The organism is Euzebya rosea (assembly GCF_003073135.1).
Classification (GTDB): Bacteria; Actinomycetota; Nitriliruptoria; order Euzebyales; family Euzebyaceae; genus Euzebya; species Euzebya rosea.
Genome location: NZ_PGDQ01000006.1, coordinates 264908 through 285873, shown reverse-complemented (window position 1 = coordinate 285873; position 20966 = coordinate 264908). Strand labels below are relative to the sequence as shown.

The window sequence follows — 20966 nt, the reverse complement described above, 5'->3', positions numbered from 1 at the left end:
AAGGGTCGGGCCAGCGACACATCCCCGACAACGAGGATCGGGCGAGCCCGTGGGCCCGCCCGATCGTGGAACTCCGTGCCGAGGGCTAGGCCCGGTACCCCTCCAGCAGGAGGGTGGCGATCTGCTCGGCGACCTCGTCGGTGGTCATGGCGCCGTTGGGGTCGAACCAGCGGTGGGCCCAGATCGAGGCGCCCAGGAGGGTGGCGGTGGCCAGCGCCGGGTCGACGTCGGTGAACTCGCCGGCAGCGACCCCGTCGATGTAGATCTGGCGGGCGACGCGGGTGTACTCGCGTTCGCGGTCGCGGATGGCCTCCTCGCGTTCGGCCGAGAGCAGGCCGCGCTCGTTGTAGAAGACGCTGTTGGCGTCGAGGTTCTCCAGGATGACCCGGGTGTTCTCCACCAGCAGGTCGTGCATCTTCTCCGTCGGCGTCAGGTCGGTGGCGGCGACGGCCTCCATCCGCTCCAGCCCGCTGTCGACGATCTCGTCGACGATGGCGAAGAGGATGTCCTCCTTGGACTTGAAGTAGTAGTAGATCGCCGGCTTGGTGAAGCCGATGCGATCAGCGATGTCGTCCAGCGAGGTGGCGTGGTAGCCCTTCTCGCGGAACAGCTCGGTGGACACGTCGATGATCTGCGCCTTGCGCCCCGTGCGCTTGCGCTTGTCGACCTTGCCCGGCGCTGCCTTGGTCGTCGATGCCATCCTCGTTACCCCACTCCATCCCGGTCGCCCCACCCGAACTCGATCCCCGTGAGTATGACCGAGCGGGTGTCACGGGGGTCGATGATGTCATCCACGAACGTGTGCGCCGCGGATTCCCATGCGGCGGACTCGTCGATCCACTCCTGGGTCAGCTCCATCTCCAGCTTGTCGCGGGCCTCGCGGCCGCCGTCGGCCTCGGCCTGCTCCAGCATCCGCCGGTTGACGGTGACGACGCCGGTCTCGGGGGCCATGAAGCCGAGCTCGGCGATGGGCCAGCAGACCAGCAGGTCGGGGAGGGTGGGCCGGCCGCCCATGGCGTAGTGGCCACCGCCGAAGGCCTTGCGGACCACGACGGCGACGTGCGGGACCTTGGTGCGGGCCAGCCGGGCGACGAGCCGCTCGTACCACTGCACGATGCCCTGCCGCTCGGCCTGGATGCCGATCATCAGGCCGGGCACGTCCTGCAGGAAGACCAGCGGCAGGTTGAACGTGTCGCACATGTCGATGAAGTTGTGCGCCTTCTCCAGCGCCCGGGCGTCCAGCGCGCCGGCGCCGTGGCGGGGGTTGTTGGCGATGATGCCGACGGCCTGCCCCTCCATGCGGACGAACGCGGTGATCAGGGCCTTGCCGGCCTCGGGACGCCACGGCAGGAACGTGTCGGCATCCACGATCGCGTCGATGACGTCGTGCATGTCGTAGGCCTGCTTGGGGTTGGTCGGCACCACGTCGAGGAGGGTCTCGCGGTCCAGGCGTGGTTCGACGGCCGGGGCCCGCGGCGCGGGCCGGGCGGCGTTGTTGGGCAGGTAGGACAGGTAGGCGGCGATGGCGTCGAACGCCTCGTCCTCGGTCGGGACGACCAGGTGGGCGGTGCCGATCTCCTGGGCGTGCTCGGGGCCGCCGAGCTCCTGGTCGGTGACCTTCTCGCCGATGGCGGACTCCACCACCGACGGGCCGGACAGCGCGATGGAGGACGTCTCGGTCATCACGATGATGTGGGCGGTCCCGGCGTGCAGCGCGGAGTCGCCGTAGCCCGGGCCGAGCACCGCCGCGATGCGCGGGATCTCGGGGTAACCCTCGGGGGTCTGGAGGAAGGAGGAGAAGTCGAACGGCAGGCCCGAGAACCGCCAGCCCATGACGTCGGGGATGCGTCCGCCGTCGGCGTCGCACAGCAGGATCAGCGGCAAGCCCTTCTTGGCCGCGTAGGCCGCGATGCGCCCCTGCTTGCGCATGCTGATCGGGGCGGTGGTGCCGGCGAGGGTGGTGGCGTCGATGCCGATGAGGCAGACCTTGCGGCCGTCGATGCGACCGAAGCCGGTGACGCAGCCGTCGCCCGGGATGGGCTTCTCCTTGCGCAGCTCGGGCTCGGCCAGCATGCCGATCTCGTAGAAGCTGCCCTCGTCCAGGACGCCAGCGATGCGCTCCCGGACGGTCAGGCGGCCGCTGTCGTGGTGGCGCTGCACCTTCTCGGGGCCGCCCATGGCGAGGGCGATGTCACGGCGCTTCTGCAGCTCCTCGAGCCGCTCCTGCATCGTCGGGGGGGTCGGTCGGTCCACGGTGGTCACCTGTCACGGAAGGCGGGCTGGCGGCGCTCCACGAAGGCGGCGACCCCTTCCCGCTGGTCGTCAGTGCTGTGCAGCAGGGCGGTGGCCTCGACGGAGTAGTCATAGCCCTCCGCCGAACCACGGTTGAGGATGGCCTTGGCCACGCGCAGGGCGGTGGCGGGCTTCTCGGCGGCCCGGTGGGCGAGCCGCATGGCCTCCTCCACGTGCTGGCCCTCCTCGGTCACGGTGGTGACCAGGCCGGCCAGCCGGGCCTCCTCGGCGCCGAGCCTCGCGCCGGTGAAGATCATGAGCTTGAGCCAGTGGAGGTTGGTGTTGGCGTGGCCACGGACGACACCGAGGCCGGGCATCAGCCCGACGGCGGCCTCGGGGGTACCGAAGCGGGCGGTGGTGTCGCAGACGACGAGGTCGGTGACCATCGTCAGCTCGCAGCCGCCGCCGAGGGCCCAGCCGTGGACGGCAGCGATCGTCGGCTTGGGGAAGACCTCCCAGGCGCGGTAGGCGGCCATGGCGAGGTGCTGGTAGCGGCGGCGTGCGGGGATGTCGGCCAGCTCGCCGAACCCGTCGATGTCGCCACCGGCGCAGAAGTTGTCACCCGCGCCACGGACGACGAGCGCACGGACGGTGTCGTCGGCCTCGGCGTCGTCGAGCAGCCGGACCACGTCGGTCCAGAACTCGTAGGTCAGCGCGTTCAGCTTCTCGGGCCGGTCGAGCGTGACGACGCAGACGCCGTCCTCCACCCCCACGCTGAGCATGCCGTAGCTGTTGTCCAACTCGTGCCTCCTGCGGCCCCGTATTCGGCTCTGGTTCCGGGCCGGAACAATTGATTACTTAACAGTAGGTCAATACGGTGGGGAGGTCAACGCGTCCCCCCTTCGGCGGGGGTCGTCGCCACCCCGAGGAGCCCCCTGATGGAACCGTTCGTCGCGCTGATGCGCCGGTACTGCATCGACTACACCTGCGTCCACGACCAGTCGGTGACGGCCGACCTGATGCGCGAGGACTACCGGGTCGTGATCTCGGGTCGGACGCTGGACATGGCGACCTACACCGACGCGGTGTCGGCGGCGTTCGCCCGCTACCCCACCCTGGTGCTGACGGTGCACGACATGATCCTGTCGGGCAACCGGCTGGCCATGCGGTTCAGCGAGCACGGCGCGCCGGTCGGCGAGCCGGGGGCGCTGGCGGTGTGGCCGGGCATCTCCACGTACGAGTGGGACGGCGAGCGACTGCGGATCTGCCGGGTCGAGCAGGACTTCCAGGGCAGGGACGAGCAGTCGACCGGTTCGTTCACCGCGCCGCTGGAGCCGGGCCATCCCGACCCCTGGGCCACGACCGTGGACACCCCCGGCGACCCCGCGACGGAGCAGGCGTTGCGGGCGTGGCTGGACGCGCTGGCGGCCGACTCGTCGGCGGCGTTGTCGGCCGACGGCGTGCGGCTGATGGAGACCGGCGACGGCGCGGCGGTGCTGGAGGGGCTGTCGGTGGAGGTCGACGACCTGTTCACCGCCGGCGACCGGGCCGCGGCCGCCGTGACCCTGCGAGGCACCTACGCCGGCGGGCTGCCCGGCGTGTCGGACGAGGCGCTGGGCCTGGAGGGGCGCATGCAGGCCACCCTGATGGCCCGCGTGGCCGACGGCGCGGTCACCGAGCTGGAGATGGTCCGCGACCGCTGGGGCCTGGTCCGGCGCCTCCGCAAGGCGCTCGCGACCGGCTGAGCAGCCGGGGAGCGGCGGGGCGCCGCCCTCCCCGACGCGTGTCGGGCAATCACCACGGGCGGCCCAACACCCGACGAACGGGCTAGCCCCGGTCGGCGAAGGGGGCGGGGCGGCGGGGGAGGTCGGCCAGGCGACCGCCCTCGGCGGCCAGCCGGCGAAGCTCCGGGCCGGGCTCGAACGCGTCGCCCAGGACGTCGCAACGACGGACGATCTCGGTGGCGCCGACCTCGTCGGCCCAGTGGAACGGCCCGCCGAGCACACGGGGGAATCCGATGCCCAGCACCGCCGCGACGTCGCCGTCGTCGGGGTGGCAGATCGTGCCGTCGGCGTCGCAGCGCCAGCACTCCGTCGCGAAGGCCAGCAGCAGCCGCTCGCCGACCACCGTGGCGTCCACCTCCGCCGGCGTCACGCCGAGGAGGCCCAGCACGTCGGGGTTGGGGCCGACGCGTTGCCCCTCGTCGTAGCTGTAGAACCCACGGCCCTGCCGGCGCCCCTCCACGCCCGCGGCCATCAGCGTCTCCAGGGCCTTGCGGACCCCGGCGACGTCCAGCCGGTCGGCCATGACGGGTTCGGCGACCTGCGTGATGCTGGCCTGCACCACCAGGTTGAGGGTGGCCTCGTCGGTGGCCAGCAGCGGCCCGACCGGGAACCCGACGGCCTGCGCGGCACGGTCGATCGTCGCCACGTCCACGCCGTCGAGCAGCAGGCGGATGCCCTCGGCCAGCCAGCGGGCGTACACACGGGAGGTCATGAAGCCGGGCGCGTCGCCGACGACGACGGGCACCTTGCCCAGCCGACGGCCGAGCGCGGCGGCCCGCTGGGTGGTCTCGGCCGCTGTCCCCGCGTGGGGGATCAGCTCGACCAGCGGCATGCGCTCGACCGGGGAGAAGAAGTGCATGCCGAGGAACCGCTCGGGCCGGGTGACCGAGGCGGCCAGCGACGCGATCGGGATGGCGGAGGTGTTGCTGGCGATCAGCGTGTCCTCGCCGACCTCGTCGCTCAGGGCGCGCAGCACCTCGTCCTTGATCTCGGGGAGCTCGAAGACGGCCTCGACGACGGCGTCGACCTCGCCGAACCCCTCCCACTCGGTGGTGTCGGCCCAGCGGTCGACCCGCGGGTCCTCACCCTCGGCCGGTGCGGTGCGGGACAGGACCTTGTCGCGGTAGGCGCGGGCGCGGCCGAGGGAGTCCTCGGCGACGTCCCGGACGATGGCGTCCAGGTCGCGGCTGACAGCAGTGGAGGCGATGCCGGCGCCCATCTGCCCGCCACCGACGACGCCGAGCCGCTCGACGGGGGCCCCGCCGCCACGGCTGCGGCGCTTGACGTCGTCCTGGGCGCTGAACAGGTGCAGGGCCGCGCGGGATTCCGTCGAGCGGAGGAGGGAGAGGAAGCCGGCGCGTTCGGCGGCCAGGCCCGCGTCGAGCCCCTCGGCCACCCCGACGGCGACGACGTCGAGGATCGTGGCGGCCGCGGTCGACAGGCCTCGACGGGACCCGGCGAGCTCCTCACGGGTCGACGCGATCAGGGCCACATCACCCTCCGACGCGACGGGGTCGGCCACCAGGTCGGTGCCGGCCAGCGACGCCGCCACCTCGACGGCCGCGTCGACCAGCTCGTCGGCCGGGACGACGCGGGCCACCAGCCCGCCGGCGTCCTCGACGGCGACGGGCTTGCCGGACGTCAGCATGGCCAGCGCCCGGTCGAGCGGGACGAAGCGGCGCAGCATCTGGGTGCCACCGCCGCCGGGCAGCAACGACAGGCCGACCTCGGGCAGCCCCAGCTGCGCACCGGGGACGGCGACGATGGCGTGGCCGGCCAGCGCCAGCTCCAGCGCCCCACCGAAGGCCGAGCCGTTGACGGCGGCGACCATCGGGGTCGACCCGCGGGCGATCCGGGCCATCAGCTCGTGCACCCCCGCGAGGAAGTCCTCGGCGTCGTCGCTGGCAGCCAGCTCGGGCAGCCAACGGATATCGGCCCCGGCCCCGAACGAGCCGTCCTTGCCGGACGCCAGGACGAACGCGTCGATGCCGTCGTCGGCCAGCACGTCGTCGACCTCACGGCGCAGGTCGGTGAACAGCCGCTCGTCCACGACGTTCATCGACGACCCCGGGCGGTCCATGGCCAGCACGGCCACACGGCCCCGGTCGTCTCGGCGTACGCAGCGTGTCTCGGACATGGTCGGTGACCCCTTCGTGGTGGCTGGCACGGCGGCGGGCTACAGCCCCATGGAGCGACCGATGATCTCCTTCATGATCTCGGTCGTGCCGCCGTAGATGGTCTGGATCCGGCTGTCGACCCACGCCCGCGCGACGGGGTACTCGGCCATGTAGCCGTAGCCGCCGTGGACCTGGACGCACTTGTCGACGATCTGCTGGCAGAGCTCCGTGGTCCACCACTTCGCCTTGGCGGCGTCGACGTCGGACAGCCGCCCCTCGACGAAGTCCATCAGCAGGCGGTCGACGTAGGTGCGGGCGACGTCGACCTGCGTCTGCAGCTCGGCGAGGGTGAAGCGGATGTGCTGGAAGCTGCCGATCGGGCTGCCGAACGCCTGGCGCTGCGTGGCGTACTCCACGCTCGTGGCGACGGACCGTTCGGCCTGGGCGACGGCCTGCACGGCGATGGACAGCCGCTCCTGGGCCAGGTTGCCCATCATGGCGTAGAAGCCCGTGCCCTCCTCCCCCAGCCGGTTGTCGACCGGCACGCGGACGCCGTCGAAGAACAGCTCGGAGGTGTCGGCGGCGTGCTGGCCGACCTTGGCCAGCTTGCGTCCACGGGAGAACCCGTCGCGGTCGGCCTCGATCACCAGCAGGCTGATGCCCTTGTGCCGTTCGCTCGGGTCGGTCTTGACGGCGGTGATGATCAGGTCGGCGTTCTGGCCGTTGGTGATGAAGGTCTTGGCGCCGTCGACGACGTAGTGGTCACCGTCGAGGCGGGCGGTGGTGGCGATGCCGGCGACGTCGGAGCCGGCACCCGGCTCGGACATGGCCAGCGCGAGGATGGTCTCGCCGGAGATGGCGCCGGGCAGCCAGCGTGCCTGCTGCTCCTCGGTGGCCAGGTGCAGCAGGTAGGGCAGGGCGATGTCGGCCTGCAGCGACAGGCCGAGGCCAGCGGACAGGACGTCGGCCTCGGCGAGGCACTCGGAGATGATCGCGTTGTAGCGGAAGTCGGTCATGCCGCCGCCGCCGTGCGCCTCGGGTGCGGCGATGCCGAGCAGCCCGGCCTGGCCGGCGGCGGTGAACAACGAGCGGTCGACCCGGCCCTGCGCCTCCCACGCCTCCCGGTTGGGCACGACCTCCTTCTCCACGAACCGCCTGACGGCGTCACGGAAGTGGAGGTGCTCCTCCTCGAAGATGGTGCGTTCCACGGTGGCTCCTCGCGGGCTGCCCTCGGCTCGTCCGGCAGCCCGGTCGTTCTGGCATGGTGCTGGAGTCGACTGGTTACTTACTGGTAAGTCGATCGTAGACGGCGTGGGCTCCGACGTGCAAGGATCAACCAAGTGTTTGGTTGTGCCGGGGACCGACCGGTGCACCGCTGACGCAGAGGAGCCGGGAGCCCATGGGCAACAACGTCGTCGTCGTCGGGTCGGGGGCCGCTGGCCTCGCGGCCGCGCTGTCCGCCGCGGGAGAGGGGGCTGCAGTCACGCTGCTGGAGTCGACCGCGAGCGTCGGCGGGACCACCGCCCTGTCGGGCGGTGTGGCGTGGCTGCCCGCCAACGACCTGGCTGAGGCCGCCGGGTTCCCCGACACCGCCGCAGACGCGCGGCGGTACCTGCGCGGGCTCGCGCTGGGCGACGTCGACGAGGACCTGGTCGACACCTTCGTCGCCGACGCCGGGGCGACGGCGAGATGGGTGCAGGCGGCGACCGATCACGAGTGGGTGGCCCTGGGGTACCCCGACTACCACTGCGAGCTGCCCGGCGGGCGCGAGGGCGGCCGGTCGCTCGAGCCGATGCCGTTCGCGCCCGCCGACGACGTCGCCGCGCTGGTGCGGCCGCCGCTGTCGTGGCGACTGCCGATGACCCAGCACGAGATCATCGCCAACGCCCTGGACCGAAAGGTGTTGACCCGCCGCCAGCAGGAGGGGGTGCTGACGATGGGCGCCGCGGTCGTCGCGAGCCTGCTGGCGGCGGTGCAGCGGGGGGGTGTCGACGTGCGGACCGAGGCACCCGCCGAGGGACTGCGGCGCGAGGGCGACCGTGTCGTCGGGGTGACGTTGCCCTCGGGTGAGGTGGTCGATGGCTCGGTCGTGCTGTGCACCGGCGGGTTCGAGCGGGATCCGGCGCTGGCCAGGGCGTTCCTGCGCCATCCCTCCCCCGCACCGACCGGCGCACCCGGGGCGACGGGTGGCGGGTTGCGGATGGCCATGGCGGCCGGGGCGGCGCTGGGCAACATGTCCGAGGCGTGGTGGTGCCCCGCGATGGCGATCCCCGGCGAGCAGGTGGAGGGGGCGCCGCTGCACCGCCTGCTGCTGGCGGAGCGATCCCGTCCGGGCGCCATCATGGTCGACGGCCGCGGGCAGCGATTCGCCAACGAGGCGCAGAACTACAACGACGTCGGCCGGTCCCTGCACGACTTCGACCCGGGCGCGTTCGGCTTCACGCGGGACCCGTCGTGGCTGGTCGTCGACGGCGGCTACCGGCGGACCTATCCCATCGGGCCGCTGATGCCCGGCGAACCGGACCCCGGCTGGCTCGTCCGCGCCGACACGGTGGAGGGGCTGGCGGCGGCCATCGACGTCGACCCGGCCTCGCTGTCGGCGACCGTCGCGGCGTTCAACGAGGCCGCGACCCGTGGCGAGGACCCCGTCTTCGGACGTGGCCGCTCGGCCTACGACCGGTTCGTCGGCGACCGAAGTCTGGACCAGCCGACCCTGCGTCCGCTCGATGACGGGCCCCTGTACGCCGTACGGGTGATCCCGGGGACGCTGGGCACCAAGGGCGGCCCCCGTACCGACGTCGACGGTCGGGTCCAGCACGTGGCGGGCGGACCGATCGAAGGGCTGTTCGCCGCCGGCAACGCCGCGGCCAGCCCGCTCGGCATGGCCTACCCGGGTGCGGGCGGGACCATCGGCCCGGCGCTGGTGTTCGGGCGCCGGGCGGGGGCGGCAGCCGCCGGGGGTTGACCCCGGCGGCGGGGTGTCATGCGCGCTTGCCCGAGGCGCCCTGGACGACGCCGAGCAGCAGGACGGCGGCGACGACCGAGGCGATGAACCCGATGATGTTCAGCTCGAAGATCGAGCCGGTCCCGATGAGGTTGGCGAGGAGCCCACCGATCACGGAACCGACGACCCCGAGCAGGAGGGTTGCGCCGAGGCCGAGGCCCTGGCGTCCGCGGGTGAAGAGCCGGGCCAGGGCTCCGATGACGAGGCCAGCGATGAGGAATCCGATCATGCTGGAGGATTACCCGCCCTCAAACCGAACGAGCCGTGGCCGGCGGACGCCCGGCACGGCCTAGCCGATCGTGGAGTCCAGGGTCAGGACCCGTTCGGCGATCAGCCAGCCGTCACCCGCGCGGGCCAGCACGTCGGTGTAGCGGCCGGTCGAGGGCAGGTGCAGGGTGCCGTCCTCCGTCGAGCCGACCAGCAGGTAGCTGGCGGCGCGGATGCGGTCGGGGTCGCCGTCGACGGGGTCGAGGACGACGTTGGTGATGATGTGGCGGCGCTGGGCGTGGGCGGTGGCGGCCCGCCGCTCGCCCATCGCCTGGCGGATCGCCTCCCGTCCCTCGATCGCGGTCGGCATCGCACCGACGGACCCGTTGATGGTGAAGGTTGCGTCCTCGGTGAAGCACTCGGCCATGGCGTCGATGTCGCCCTGGTCGTAGCAGTGGCCGTAGCGGTGCAGCAGGTCCATGGCCAGCAGGCGGTCCTCGACGTTCATGGCTTCGTGGCTCCTCTTGGGTGTGGGGGTTCGGGGTTCACAGGGTTCGGTCGTACGTGGCCTCGAGGGAGGCGATGATCCGGCCGACGGTCTCGGTCACGGGCGTGGGGACGCCGACCCGGCGCCCCTCCTCCGCCACGCCCAGCGCCAGGGCGTCGACCTCCGTCCGTCGGCCCGCGACGACGTCGGCGGCCATGGACGTGACGTGCGGGCCGACGGACGTGTAGGTGTCGACGCAGTGGGCGCGCAGGGCCTCGACGTCCAGCTCGACCCCGGCTGCGGCGGCGACCGCAACGACCTCCTCGAACATGTCGGTCCACAGCGACCATGCGTGCGGGTCACCGATCACATCGGCCACGGTCCGGCGCAGCGCCGCGGTCAGGCAGCCCATCGACGCGGCCATCGCCACCTTGCTCCAGATGACCCCGTCGGCCGACGGCAGGGCCCGTGCGGGCAACCCGGCCGCGACCAGGTCGGCGGCGACGTCGACGACCACATCGGGCACGCCGTCGACGACCGTTCGGGGCGGCCCCATCTCCGTCATCGACCGGCCGGCGGCGGTGGCCGGGGCCATCAGCACCACGCCCGGCGCGACGGATTCCGCCCCGACGGTTGTCGTCCCGGGGACCACCCGGTCGACGTCGAACACCTCTGCCAGCCGCCGGTCGTTGCCCAGGCCGTTCTGCAGGGTGACCGCCACTCCCCCGGGTGCCAGCGCATGGGCGACCGACCGGGCCGCGTCGACGGTCGCGAAGGACTTGCACATGAACAGCAGCACGTCGACCGGGGACAGGTCCTCGGCCGGGTCGGTGGTGGCGGCGACCTCCACGGTGGAGGGGGCGCCGTCTGGACGTCGCATCTCCAGCCCGTGCGCCCGGATGGCGTCGATGTGGTCCCGCCGGACGTCGACGAGGGTGACCGGATGCCCGGCGAGCGCCAGGTGGCCGCCGATGACGCTGCCCATGGCTCCGGCGCCGACGACAGCCCAGCTGCGCTGGCCGCTCACGTCGCCTCCTCCCGGATGACGCGGTCGAGGCCGGCCAGGAGCCGCTGCACCACGGTCGTGGCGGGGGCGTCGACCTCCAGGCGGTCGGCCCAGTCGGCCAGGGTCCCGTGGATGGCGTCGACCTCCGTGGGCCGGCCCCGTTCGACGCTCTGCAGCATGGAGATCCGCACCTCGGTCATGCCGGCCTCGACCATCGCCTCGCCGCGAGCTCGGATGGTGGCCAGCCCCTCCTCCCGCGGCATGTCGGCCAGCGACCGCACGGGGAGGATGTGTGGCCAGTCGTCGACCTCGACCCCCGCGGCCCTCGCCACGGCCACCCCCTCGACGACGAGGTCGAGGAAGACCTCCGCCAGCTCGGGGACGACGAACGCCCGGTGGAACGGCAGCCGGGTCAGCGCGGTGATGGCCATGGAGGGGGAGGCGTGGACCAGCTTGGACCACTCCACGGACCGGATGCGGTCGGTCGTCACGACCTCCAAACCGGCTCCCTCGATGTCACCGGCCAGGGTGGTGACGGCGGCGGGCTCGGTGGGCTCCAGCGGCCCGAGGAAGGTCGGGCCGGCGAAGGTGTGGGCCACGACCCCCGGCGACTCGAGGGTGCCGCCGACCATGCTGACCGCCCCGACGACAGCGGACGGGGCGCACCAGCCAGCCAGCGTGTCGGCGGCGGTCACCCCGTTCTGGATCGACATGGCCGCCGTCACCCCGTCGGCGAGGTGGGCGATGCCGTCCAGCACCTCCGCGGTGTCGGGAGCCTTGCAGGCCAGCACGACCGCATCGACGGGGTCGAGGCGGGACGGGTCGTGGGTGGCGCGAAGGGTCGGGTGGTCGACGGATCCGAAGGACCGCAGCTCCACCCCTCCCCTGCTCGTGACGGCGTCCGCGTGGGCCCGGCGAGCCAGCAGCTGCACGTCGTGGCCGGCCCGCGCCAGGACCGCACCGTAGACAGTGCCCAACGATCCGGCACCGGCGATCAGGTAGCTCGTCATCGAACATCCTCCCAGAGTCGACATTGAGGTTAACCATATGCATAATTGAACGCCAGCGGTGTCGTCCGTTGCACCGGTGTCGTCCAAGGAGCCCGTCATGCCCTCCCCCGCCGAGCAGATCGCCCTCGCCTGCCGAGGCCTCGCCACCTACGGACTGGGGTCCGAGATCGGTGGCCACGTGTCGATGCGCGACCCCGACAGCGACACCTTCTGGATGAACGTGCTGGACAAGACGTTCGAGGAGATCACCCCCGACGACGTCGTGCGGATCGACTTCGACGGCAACCAGGTCGACGGCGACCGGACGATCAGCCTGGGGGCGGACTTCCACCAGGGCATCTACGCCGAGCGCGACGACGTGCACGCCATCGTCCACACCCACGGCCCGTGGATCACGGCGCTGTGCGCGATGAACCGGCCGCCGAAGACCTACCACAACCTGGCCAGCTTCTTCGCCGGCGAGACCGCCATGTGCCCCGACGACGACTTCGAGTCCGTCGGCCCGGCCCTGGGGGGCAACCACACGCTGCTGATCCCCTTCCACGGCGCCATCTGCGTCCACGAGGACCTCGGGCAGGCCGTGTCGTTGATGGTCACCCTGGAGTACGCCGCGGAGCTCGACGTGCGGATCACCCCGACCGGGGCACCGGACATGCCCGAGGAGATGGTCGGCCGCGTGAAGGACCTCGTGACCCGCGCCAACTACCTGACCCACACCTGGGGCCTGGTGCAGCGCAAGGCGAGGAACGCGATGGCCGCCGCAGGCGAGGACCTCGGCGAGCTGGTCGCGTCGTGAGCCGCATCCGCCTGCTGCCCCCGGAGGAATGGACCCCCGAGCTGCGCGAGCTCGTGCAGCCCGAGGGGCGGACCGACCTGGAGCTCGGCAACGTCCGCATCTACGCGCACCGGCCCGAGCTGGCCGAGGCCTACGTTCGGTTCACCGGCGCGATCCGGTCGCGCAGCACCCTGCCGGCCCGGCTGATCGAGATCGTCCGGCTGCGGGTGGCGTTCCACAACCAGTGCCGCTCGTGCATGGCGATTCGCTACGCCGACGGGGTCGAGGCGGGTGTCACCGAGGACCTGGTCTGCTCGCTGGAGCAGCCGGAGGAGGCGCCGGACCTGACCGACGCCGAGCGGGCGGCGCTGCGGTTCGCCGACCTGATGGCCAGCGACCACCTGTCGATCAGCGACGCGACGATCGCCGACCTGCGCGAGCACTACAGCGAACCGGAGATCGTCGAGCTCGGCATGCACATCGGCCTGTACGTCGGCTACGGCCGGCTGTCGATGGCGTGGGACATGGTCGACGAGCTGCCCGATCGCTTCCACGAGCGGGAGGGGACGATCACCCCGTGGGGGTCCGACGCGACCATCGTGGGAGCCCGCAAGTGAAGGCATGGGAGGCGGTCGCCGCTGCGCTGGTGGCCGAGGGTGTCACCGAGGTCTTCGGGGTGATGGGCGACGGCAACCTCAAGCTGATCCCGCACCTGACGTCGGTGCACGACGTGCGGATGGTCGCCGCCCGCCACGAGTCGGCGGCGCTGGCGATGGCCGACGGATATGCCCGGACCAGCGGACGGGTCGGGGTGTGCTCGGTCACGCAGGGTCCGGGGTTGACCAACACGCTGACCGCGCTGATCTCCGCCCGGAAGGCCGGCACCCCCCTGGTGCTGCTGACCGGCGACACCCCGCACGGCGTGCCCGGCCTGCCGCAGGACTGCGACCAGGAGGCGCTGCTGGCCGCGGCCGGTGTGCCGGTGCAGCCGTTCTCCTCGGCCACCGCCACCGCGGACGTGGCGGCGGCGTTCGCCCGTGCACGCCGCGGGCCGGGCCCCGTCGCGCTGTCCATGCCGACGGATGTCCAGGACGAGGAGTCATCGGGTCCGTCGCCTGTCGCCGGGGTTCAGGAGGCGACGTCGGCACCGGTCGTCGAGCCCGACGAGGCCGCGCTGGCCGAGGCGGCGGCGCTGCTGCGGACCGCCGAGCGGCCGGTCGTGCTGGCCGGGCGAGGGGCGATCCGCGCCGACGCCCGCGAGGCGGCGATCGCGCTGGCCGACGAGGTCGGGGCGCTGCTGGCGACCACGCTGCCGGGCAAGTCGTGGTTCGACGGGCATCCGTGGTCGGTCGGCATCTGCGGCGGCTTCGCCACACCCCTGGGCGCCGAGCTGATCGCCGACGCCGACGTCGTGGTCGTGCTGGGCGCCGGGGTGAACAGCTTCACCAACCGGGCGGGGGCGCTGCTGCACGCACCCACCGAGCTGATCCACGTCGACGTCGACCCGGCGGCGGTCGGGCGGTACACCCCTGCGGCGGTCCAGGTCGTGGGGGACGCACGGCTCGTCGCGACGCGGCTGCGCGAGATGGTCGCCGGAGCCGGACCCGGCTACCGGACCGAGGCGGTGGCCGAGCGGCTGCGGTCCTTCGACCTGGGCGCAGCCCACGAGGACGCCGGGGCCGAGGGAGCGCTGGACCCGCGGACGGTCTGCGCGGAGCTGGAACCCCTGCTGCCGGCGAACCGCCAGCTGATCACCGACGGCGGCCACTTCTGCGGGTTCCCGGCGAGCTACCTGTCGGTGCCCGAGCCGTCGGCGTTCCTGTTCTCCCTCGACTTCGGGTCGGTGGGGCTGGGACTCGGGTCGGCGATCGGTGCGGCGGTGGCCCACCCCGAGCGGCTGACCGTGCTGGCCATCGGCGACGGCGGGCTGATGATGGGCCTCGGCGACCTCGAGACGCTGGCCCGCGAGCAGGTGCCGATGCTGGTGCTGGTGTTCGACGACGGGGCCTACGGCGCCGAGCTTCACTTCCTGCGGATGCTCGGACTGCCCGAGGAGCAGTCGTTGTTCACCACGCCCGACCTGGTCGCCGTCGCCGAGTCGGTCGGCGCCCGCGGCGTGCGCATCGACACCCTCGACGACCTGAAGGCGCTGGCGGCGGAGTGCGTGGACCTGCGCGAGCCGTTGGTGGCCCACATCCCGGTCAACCGCGACGTGCGGGCCGGCTGGCTGGAGGAGGCGTTCGCCCGCAAGGTCGGCGAGTAGGTTCTCCGGCGTGTCGAGCCGCCCGCTGCGCCTTCGGACCTACCTGGCGCCGAGCATCCCCGCCTCGCTCTTCGAGGCGCTGGCGGACCACCTGGCGGCCTCGCTGGGCCGTGCGGTCGACCTGTCGTTCGACGCCACTCGGTCGGGGCCCCGGGCCGGCGAGCCCGAGCCGTTCAGCAGCGGCGAGGTCGACGTGGCGTTCGTGTGCGCGACGTCGTGGGTGTGGCTGACCGCCGTCCCCGATCCGCCGATCCGCCTGGTGGGTGCCGCGTGGGTGCCGCTCGACCCGCGGAGCAAGGGGCAGCCCGTCTACTTCGGCGATGTCGTGGTGGGACCGGGGGGCCCGGCGACCCTCGCCGAGCTACCGGGACGCCGCATCGCCTACAACGACGACGTCAGCCTGAGCGGCTACCACAGCCTCCGCCTCGCCCTCGTGCAGGAGGGCATCGACGTCGACGCGGTGGACTTCGTCCGGTCGGGCTCGCACCTGCGATCCCTCCAGCTGCTGTGCGCTGGTGCGGTGGAGGCTGCGGCCATCGACTCCACGGTGTGGCACCGCGTCAGCCGTCGTGACCCCGAGCTCGACCTCGTCGCCATCGCGGCCCTCGGCCCCCATCCGGTGCAGCCGGTTGTTGCCCGGACCGGGCTCGCCCCGGCCGTGCGGTCAGCCGTTCGTCGGGCGCTGCTGACCGCCGACCGCGTCACCGCGGTGCGGGCCGAGCTGGCCGAGGCACAGCTGCGCCGCTTCGTCCCGGTGGACGACACTCGCTACCTGGCGCTGGCCGAGCGGATGGCCCGCACGGCGTGACCTCCAAGCGGTGTGGACGCGGTCAGTCGATGTCCGCCGCGATGCGGTCCGGATCCTCCCCCAGCGCCATCAGGATCTTGCGGCAGGCACGGCCGAGGACCGCCTGCTCCTCGACGGTCAGGGGATCGAACAGCCGCTGTCGCACCTCCTCGACGTGCCCCGGCGCGGCCTCGACCAGGGCCGCCATGCCCTCGTCGGTCAGGACGGCGAGCTGACCCCGCTTGTCGCTCGGGCATGCGGCTCGGTGCACCCACCCCAGCGCCTCGAGCTTGGACACCGCATGGGACAGCCGTGACTTCGAGGACAGGGTCCGAACCGCGAGCTCGCTCATGCGGAGGCTGTGGTCCTCCTCCGACGACAGGTGGACCAGGATCTCGTAGTAGGAGTGGGGAATGCCGGCGTCCTCGCGCATCTGGCGGTCCAGCGCCTCCTCCACCAGCCGCGTGGCGGAGATGTAGAGGCGCCACGTCGACTTCTCCTCGTCCTTCAGCCATCGGGGTTCGTCCATGCCGCCATCCTAGTTTTTTGTTGAACGCTTGACAACAGGCGGTCGGCGCGGCAGTCTGTGGGAAGTTAGTCAAACGCTCAACCACTTGTTCCCCGGAGTCCCCCATGTCCCTCACCCCAGTGGCACCCGCCGTCGGTCGCGAGCCGGCCGCCACCATCCGCCAGCAGGTCGTCGTGCCGATGGCGTTCCCCGACGGCTACGAGGTCGAGGGTGTCGTCACGACCTTCCACGGCCTCGTGGACGGCCGCGAGCACCTCGCCTGGACGTTCGGGACGCCGGGTGAGGTCGCCCTCGTCCGACCCCACTCGGAATGCCTGACCGGCGACGTCTTCGGGTCGGCCCGCTGCGACTGCGGTCCCCAGCTGCGCGAGGCCGTCGAGCGGATCGCCACCGCCGGCGGCCACCTCCTCTACCTGCGCCAGGAGGGCCGCGGGATCGGCCTGTACGAGAAGCTCGACGCCTACGCCCTGCAGGACAGTGGCCTGGACACCTACGAGGCCAACCGAGCGCTCGGCCACCTCGATGACCAGCGCGACTACCGCGTGGTCGAGCAGATGCTGACCGCCCTGGGGGTCGGCGGCGTGGAGCTGCTGACCAACAACCCCGACAAGGTCAGCCAGCTGACGGCCCTGGGCGTCGACGTCCGCGGCGTCCGCGCGACCGGCGTGCACCTGTCCACCGCCAACGAGCGGTACCTCGACGCGAAGGTCCGTCACACGGGCCACACCATCAACCTGCCACTCGCCGTCTGAGGACGGCACACCCCCGAAGGAGCAACGACATGGGCGTCCACCGCCTCAACCACGCCGTCCTGTACGTCCGCGACGCCGACCGCACCGCCACGTTCTACGAGCAGGTCTTCGACTTCCGGCGTGATCCGCTGCTGGTCATCCCCGGCGCGGTGTTCATGACCGCCCCCGACTCCACCAACGACCACGACCTCGGCTTGTTCAGCATCGGTGAACACGCGTCGGCCTCCCCCGCAGGACGCAGCGCCGTCGGCCTGTACCACCTCGCCTGGGAGGTCGACACCCTCGCCGACCTTCAGCGGATCGCCCAACGCCTTCAGGACGCCGGCGCCCTCAAGGGTGCGTCGGACCACGGCACCACCAAGAGCCTCTACGGCGTCGACCCGGACGGCATCGAGTTCGAGGTCGTCTGGCTGATTCCCGCCGAGGACATCACCGACGCCGACCGCCAGGCCCGCACCCGCATCGGCCGCCTCGACCTCCCCCGCGAGCTGGCGCGCTTCGGCACCGACACCCCAAGCGGCGTCGGCGTCAGCCGCTCCGCCTGACCGCGCTTGTCGGCACACCAGCGCGCAGCGCGGGTGAGACGACACACCCCCGAGGCGCGTCGGCTGACCGGCTCGAAGCGCCGGTGAGGGGACACGCGTTGACGAAGGCCCCGCCGCGATCGCGACGGGGCCCTCGTGTGGTGTACCCAGGGGGTGGGTCCGGTGTGCCTGCGGACGTGCCGCTAGGCAGATCTGGTGAGGTGCCTCCCGGCCCGGTAGCCGAAGACGCAGGCCGGGCCGAGGGTGCCGCCGGCGCCGCCGTAGGTCATCCCGAAGACCGATGCGGCCGCGTTGCCGGCCGCGTACAGGCCGGGGACCGGGTCGCCGTCGACGTCGAGCACCTGTGCGTCCGCGGTGGTCCGTGGGCCGCCCTTGGTGCCCAGCGCCGCCGGGTACACGCGGACTGCGTGGAACGGGGCGGTGTCGAGCGGACCGAGGCTGGCGGCGGTGCTTCCGGTCAGCGCCGGATCGCCCCACCACTGATCGTGCGCGCTCTCGCCGCGGTGGAAGTCGGGGTCGTGGCCGTCGGCGACGTTGGCGTTCCAGCGCGCGACGGTGTCCTCCAGCGCGGTCGGGTCGATCCCGATGTCGCTGGCGAGATCGGCGAGTGAGTCGGCGACGGTGATCCACGAGGGCGTCGGCCCGTCGCCTCGCCATGTGCCCAGCCCGTAGCGCTCGACGTAGCCGCGGTCGAAGACCATCCAGGCGGGCAGGTTGCTGTAGTCGAAGCGCACCGGGTCGATCTGGTGGAAGGCCGCACCGAAGGCGTTGTAGTTGGCCGACTCGTTGGCGAACCGTTTGCCGTCCCGGTTGACCATGATCGTGCGCGGGCGGGTGCGCTCGCCGTTGACCATCCACGGGATCGTGCGGCCGTGCTGGTCGGGCACGTCGATCGTGGCGGTCCACCACGCCTCTCGCATGGTCCCGAGCGACACCCCGATCCGCATCGCCATGCGAAGCCCGTCGCCGGTGTTGGTGGGCACCGACACCGGCCGCTCGAGCGGGCCGCGGAGGAACGCCCGCACCAGCTCCGGATCCCACTCGAACCCCCCGGTCGCCAGCACGACACCACGTCGCGCGCGCAGCTCCACCTCGCCGCCGGGGGTCGTTGCCGTCACGCCGACCACCCGGCCGTCCTCGACGACCAGGCGGACCGCACGGTGCTCGACTCGTGGCTCGACGCCACGGTCCAGCAACCCCTTGAGGAGCCGGCCGACCAGGGCCTGGCCCATGCCGCGTTCGTCGTGCTCCTGGCGGCGGGCGAGCTCGGCGGGCGGGACGCCGTCGGGAGCGGTGTGGCCCAGCGGGGTCTCCGACAGGGCCATGCTGACCCCGGCCGCGTTCGCGCCCAGCTGGCGGCCCACGGTCACCCGCGTCCGCCATTCCCCGAGCTGGTCGAACGGGAACAGCGCGGCCTGCAGCGACCGGCCGCCCCGGGGCTTCCCGCCGGGCTGCTCGGGCTGGTAGTCCGGGAAACCCGGCACCAGCTCGAAGGCCATCGGCGTGTTGGCCTCGAGGTACTCCACCATCTCCGCGCCCGTGTCGACGAAGACCTCGGCCATCGCCGGATCGATCATGCCGTTGGACAACGAGGCGATGTAGGCCAGCGCGTCCTCTCGGCTGTCGTCCAGGCCCGCCTCGTCGGCCTTGGGGTTGACGGGGATCCACAGGGCGCCGCCGGACCAGGCGCTGGTCCCCCCGACGAGATCGCCCTTCTCCAGGACGACCACGTCGGCGCCCTCGATGCGGGCGGTCAGGGCGGCGGTCAGGCCCGCCGCACCACTGCCGAGGACGATGACGTCGGTGGACTCCACGTCCGCTCCGGTGTCGGATCGGGGGGTGGTGGTCATCGACGTCATCGTCCCGGGCTTCTTCGCTCGTGCTACCGAACTCGGTTCGGCTAGCCGCCGGCGCCGTAGACGCCGTCGATGTCGCCGGCGTACTCCTCGAAGGGCTTGGCGGGCTCCATGAACTCGCCGTTCCACTCGAAGACTGCGGCACACAGCGACTGGTTGCCGTTGGTCCAGTCGACCTCGCAGGTCAGGCCGCCGGTGTCGAAGGGCGCCGAGGTGAGTGCGGCGTTCATCGAGTCCCAGCTGAGCTCGCCGGCGTCGGCCGCCGCACGCTCCATGGCCTCGGCCGCGATCAGGACCTCGTGCCAGCCGTCGGCGAAGTTGGTCTCGATCGCCGCGTCCTCCCACTCGGTACCAGCGACGAAGTCACGGATGGTGGCGCACATCTCGCAGTCGTCCAACGGGGACAGGAACGAGTGGGCACCGGCCAGCAGGTCGGCGGCCTCGGGCGGGCCCTCCTGGAAGATGGTGGCACCGGCAAGGCCGTGGATGCCGACCATGGGGACGTCGGTCAGGCCCTGCGTGACCATCTCGCTGATCATGCCGAGGCCGGTCTCCGGCGCACCGTGGAAGGCCACGTAGTTGAGGCCGTCGTTGTTGCGCATCTGGGCCAGCTGGGTGACGACGCCGGTGTAGTCGGGGGCACCGATGTTGATGGTCATGGCGCCCAGGTAGTTGCCGCCCTGCTCCTCCAGCGTCTGCTGGATGTAGGCGTTCCACTCCGCACCCGAGGGGACCTCGAGGTGGACCACGGCAACGTTGGCGTCCTCGATGGCGCCGACCTTCTCCGCGATGTAGGCGACGGCCACGTCGGCCTCGTCACCGTAGTGGGCGAGGTTGTTGTAGACGTTGGGGACCTCGAGCTGGGCGTCCACCGTCTGCGGCGGGCTGATCAACGGGATGCCGGTGCTGGCGAACTGGGGCAGCAGCGACACGCAGTTGCCGCACTGGATGATCGACAGGACGGGGTTGTCGGAGGTGATGGCGGCGAAGTTGGTCGCCATCGTCTCGGGGTTGTACTGGTCGTCCTGGACGGCCAGCTCGAGCTCGCGTCCGAGGACGCCGCCCTGCTCGTTGAGGTAGGCCACGGCGGCTTCGGCACCCTCCAGGTTGAAGCCCTGGGCGGCGGCGGTCGGGCCGGTCACGTCGCCGAGCCAGCCGATGCGGATGGTGTCGCTGTCGACACCGAAGTCCGGCGCATCCGGGACCGTGCCGGCGTCACCGCTGTCGGCACTCTCGTCGCCGCTGTCGTCGGCGTCGGCGTCGGCGTCCTCGTCGCCGCTGTCATCGGCGTCGGCTTCGGTGGCGTCCGACGTCTCCTCGGCGGTGTCGCCGGTGTCCGTGGACTCCTCGGCACCTCCGTCATCACTCGAGCTGCAGCCCGCGGCCACGATGGCCAACAGCCCCACCAGCACTATCCAACGACGTGTACGCATCTTCGGCTCCAGACCCTTGCTTGTAGTGGAACGATGAACCACTTCTTGACCGTGGCCCTCTCCGTCCGACGGACGGCGCTTACCAACCGGTCAGTAAGCTACGAGGATCATAATAGGCCCCGGACTGAACCGTCAACGGTTTCACGAGGCCAATTCAAACGATTGTCAGGTTGGCAGGC

The 20966-nt window shown here is 71.9% G+C and carries 20 protein-coding genes; 8 read left to right on the top strand and 12 right to left on the bottom strand.

All coding sequences use genetic code 11. From position 1 onward, the window contains the following. Positions 1-85: 85 nt before the first annotated feature. From CUC05_RS10350 to CUC05_RS10340, 3 genes are read right to left on the bottom strand one after another with little or no spacing between them, the layout of a single operon-like run. Complete coding sequence (locus CUC05_RS10350) at positions 86-700, bottom strand: TetR/AcrR family transcriptional regulator (RefSeq protein WP_108666018.1); 615 nt, start codon at positions 698-700, stop codon at positions 86-88. Between the two features lie 5 nt (positions 701-705). After that, positions 706-2253 carry an acyl-CoA carboxylase subunit beta gene (locus CUC05_RS10345; RefSeq protein WP_157965433.1) on the bottom strand — a complete coding sequence of 516 codons (1548 nt, stop codon included), beginning with the start codon at positions 2251-2253 and terminating at the stop codon, positions 706-708. A 5-nt stretch (positions 2254-2258) separates the two neighbouring features. Then, the gene (locus CUC05_RS10340) at positions 2259-3032 is read right to left on the bottom strand and encodes an enoyl-CoA hydratase/isomerase family protein (RefSeq protein WP_108666016.1); all 774 of its coding nucleotides are present in this window, start codon (positions 3030-3032) and stop codon (positions 2259-2261) included. Between the two features lie 138 nt (positions 3033-3170). On the opposite strand from CUC05_RS10340, the gene CUC05_RS10335 reads away from it, so the two are divergent. After that, positions 3171-3977, top strand: a complete 807-nt coding sequence (locus CUC05_RS10335; protein WP_108666015.1) for a nuclear transport factor 2 family protein — start codon at positions 3171-3173, stop codon at positions 3975-3977. Positions 3978-4059: 82 nt separating this feature from the next. On the opposite strand, the gene CUC05_RS10330 is transcribed toward CUC05_RS10335, so the two are convergent. Then, complete coding sequence (locus tag CUC05_RS10330; RefSeq protein WP_108666014.1) at positions 4060-6153, bottom strand: 3-hydroxyacyl-CoA dehydrogenase NAD-binding domain-containing protein; 2094 nt, start codon at positions 6151-6153, stop codon at positions 4060-4062. A 39-nt stretch (positions 6154-6192) separates the two neighbouring features. After that, positions 6193-7341: an acyl-CoA dehydrogenase family protein gene (locus tag CUC05_RS10325; RefSeq protein ID WP_108666013.1), complete on the bottom strand. Its 1149-nt coding sequence runs from the start codon at positions 7339-7341 to the stop codon at positions 6193-6195. A 191-nt stretch (positions 7342-7532) separates the two neighbouring features. Here CUC05_RS10325 and CUC05_RS10320 point away from each other — a divergent pair, with 191 nt between their 5' ends. Further along, on the top strand, positions 7533-9098 hold the full coding sequence (locus CUC05_RS10320) for an FAD-dependent oxidoreductase (protein WP_108666012.1): 1566 nt from the start codon (positions 7533-7535) through the stop codon (positions 9096-9098). A 16-nt stretch (positions 9099-9114) separates the two neighbouring features. Here the strand turns inward: CUC05_RS10320 and CUC05_RS10315 are convergent, their stop codons facing one another. From CUC05_RS10315 to CUC05_RS10300, 4 genes are read right to left on the bottom strand one after another with little or no spacing between them, the layout of a single operon-like run. After that, complete coding sequence (locus CUC05_RS10315; protein ID WP_108666011.1) at positions 9115-9366, bottom strand: GlsB/YeaQ/YmgE family stress response membrane protein; 252 nt, start codon at positions 9364-9366, stop codon at positions 9115-9117. 60 nt (positions 9367-9426) lie between these two features. Further along, entirely contained in the window at positions 9427-9852 is a 426-nt protein-coding gene (locus CUC05_RS10310; protein ID WP_108666010.1) for a nuclear transport factor 2 family protein, read from the bottom strand. A gap of 37 nt (positions 9853-9889) precedes the next feature. Beyond that, complete coding sequence (locus tag CUC05_RS10305; protein WP_108666009.1) at positions 9890-10858, bottom strand: ketopantoate reductase family protein; 969 nt, start codon at positions 10856-10858, stop codon at positions 9890-9892. After that, entirely contained in the window at positions 10855-11847 is a 993-nt protein-coding gene (locus CUC05_RS10300) for a ketopantoate reductase family protein (RefSeq protein WP_157965432.1), read from the bottom strand. The genes CUC05_RS10305 and CUC05_RS10300 overlap by 4 nt, the downstream gene beginning before the upstream one ends. 97 nt (positions 11848-11944) lie before the next feature. Between CUC05_RS10300 and CUC05_RS10295 the strand changes: the two genes are divergently transcribed. From CUC05_RS10295 to CUC05_RS10280, 4 genes are read left to right on the top strand one after another with little or no spacing between them, the layout of a single operon-like run. Beyond that, entirely contained in the window at positions 11945-12643 is a 699-nt protein-coding gene (locus CUC05_RS10295) for a class II aldolase/adducin family protein (protein ID WP_157965431.1), read from the top strand. Further along, positions 12640-13239: a carboxymuconolactone decarboxylase family protein gene (locus CUC05_RS10290; protein WP_108666006.1), complete on the top strand. Its 600-nt coding sequence runs from the start codon at positions 12640-12642 to the stop codon at positions 13237-13239. The genes CUC05_RS10295 and CUC05_RS10290 overlap by 4 nt, the downstream gene beginning before the upstream one ends. Next, on the top strand, positions 13236-14885 hold the full coding sequence (locus CUC05_RS10285) for a thiamine pyrophosphate-binding protein (protein WP_170127977.1): 1650 nt from the start codon (positions 13236-13238) through the stop codon (positions 14883-14885). Before CUC05_RS10290 ends, CUC05_RS10285 begins: the two co-directional genes overlap by 4 nt. Before the next feature lie 10 nt (positions 14886-14895). Then, positions 14896-15693, top strand: coding sequence for a phosphate/phosphite/phosphonate ABC transporter substrate-binding protein (locus tag CUC05_RS10280; protein ID WP_108666004.1), 798 nt, complete (start codon positions 14896-14898; stop codon positions 15691-15693). Positions 15694-15715: 22 nt separating this feature from the next. Here CUC05_RS10280 and CUC05_RS10275 read toward each other — a convergent pair whose 3' ends face one another. Beyond that, the gene (locus tag CUC05_RS10275) at positions 15716-16201 is read right to left on the bottom strand and encodes a MarR family winged helix-turn-helix transcriptional regulator (protein WP_108666003.1); all 486 of its coding nucleotides are present in this window, start codon (positions 16199-16201) and stop codon (positions 15716-15718) included. A 104-nt stretch (positions 16202-16305) separates the two neighbouring features. Between CUC05_RS10275 and CUC05_RS10270 the strand changes: the two genes are divergently transcribed. Beyond that, positions 16306-16953, top strand: coding sequence for a GTP cyclohydrolase II (locus CUC05_RS10270; RefSeq protein WP_108666002.1), 648 nt, complete (start codon positions 16306-16308; stop codon positions 16951-16953). A 29-nt stretch (positions 16954-16982) separates the two neighbouring features. Beyond that, positions 16983-17498 carry a VOC family protein gene (locus CUC05_RS10265; protein ID WP_108666001.1) on the top strand — a complete coding sequence of 172 codons (516 nt, stop codon included), beginning with the start codon at positions 16983-16985 and terminating at the stop codon, positions 17496-17498. A 182-nt stretch (positions 17499-17680) separates the two neighbouring features. Here CUC05_RS10265 and CUC05_RS10260 read toward each other — a convergent pair whose 3' ends face one another. Both CUC05_RS10260 and CUC05_RS10255 read right to left on the bottom strand, forming a co-directional pair. Beyond that, positions 17681-19348 (bottom strand): FAD-dependent oxidoreductase, encoded by a 1668-nt coding sequence (locus tag CUC05_RS10260; RefSeq protein WP_108666157.1) that lies wholly within the window; start codon positions 19346-19348, stop codon positions 17681-17683. Between the two features lie 50 nt (positions 19349-19398). Next, a complete protein-coding gene (locus CUC05_RS10255; protein WP_108666000.1) occupies positions 19399-20787 on the bottom strand; it encodes an ABC transporter substrate-binding protein in 1389 nt (462 codons plus the stop codon). Positions 20788-20966: the final 179 nt, after the last annotated feature.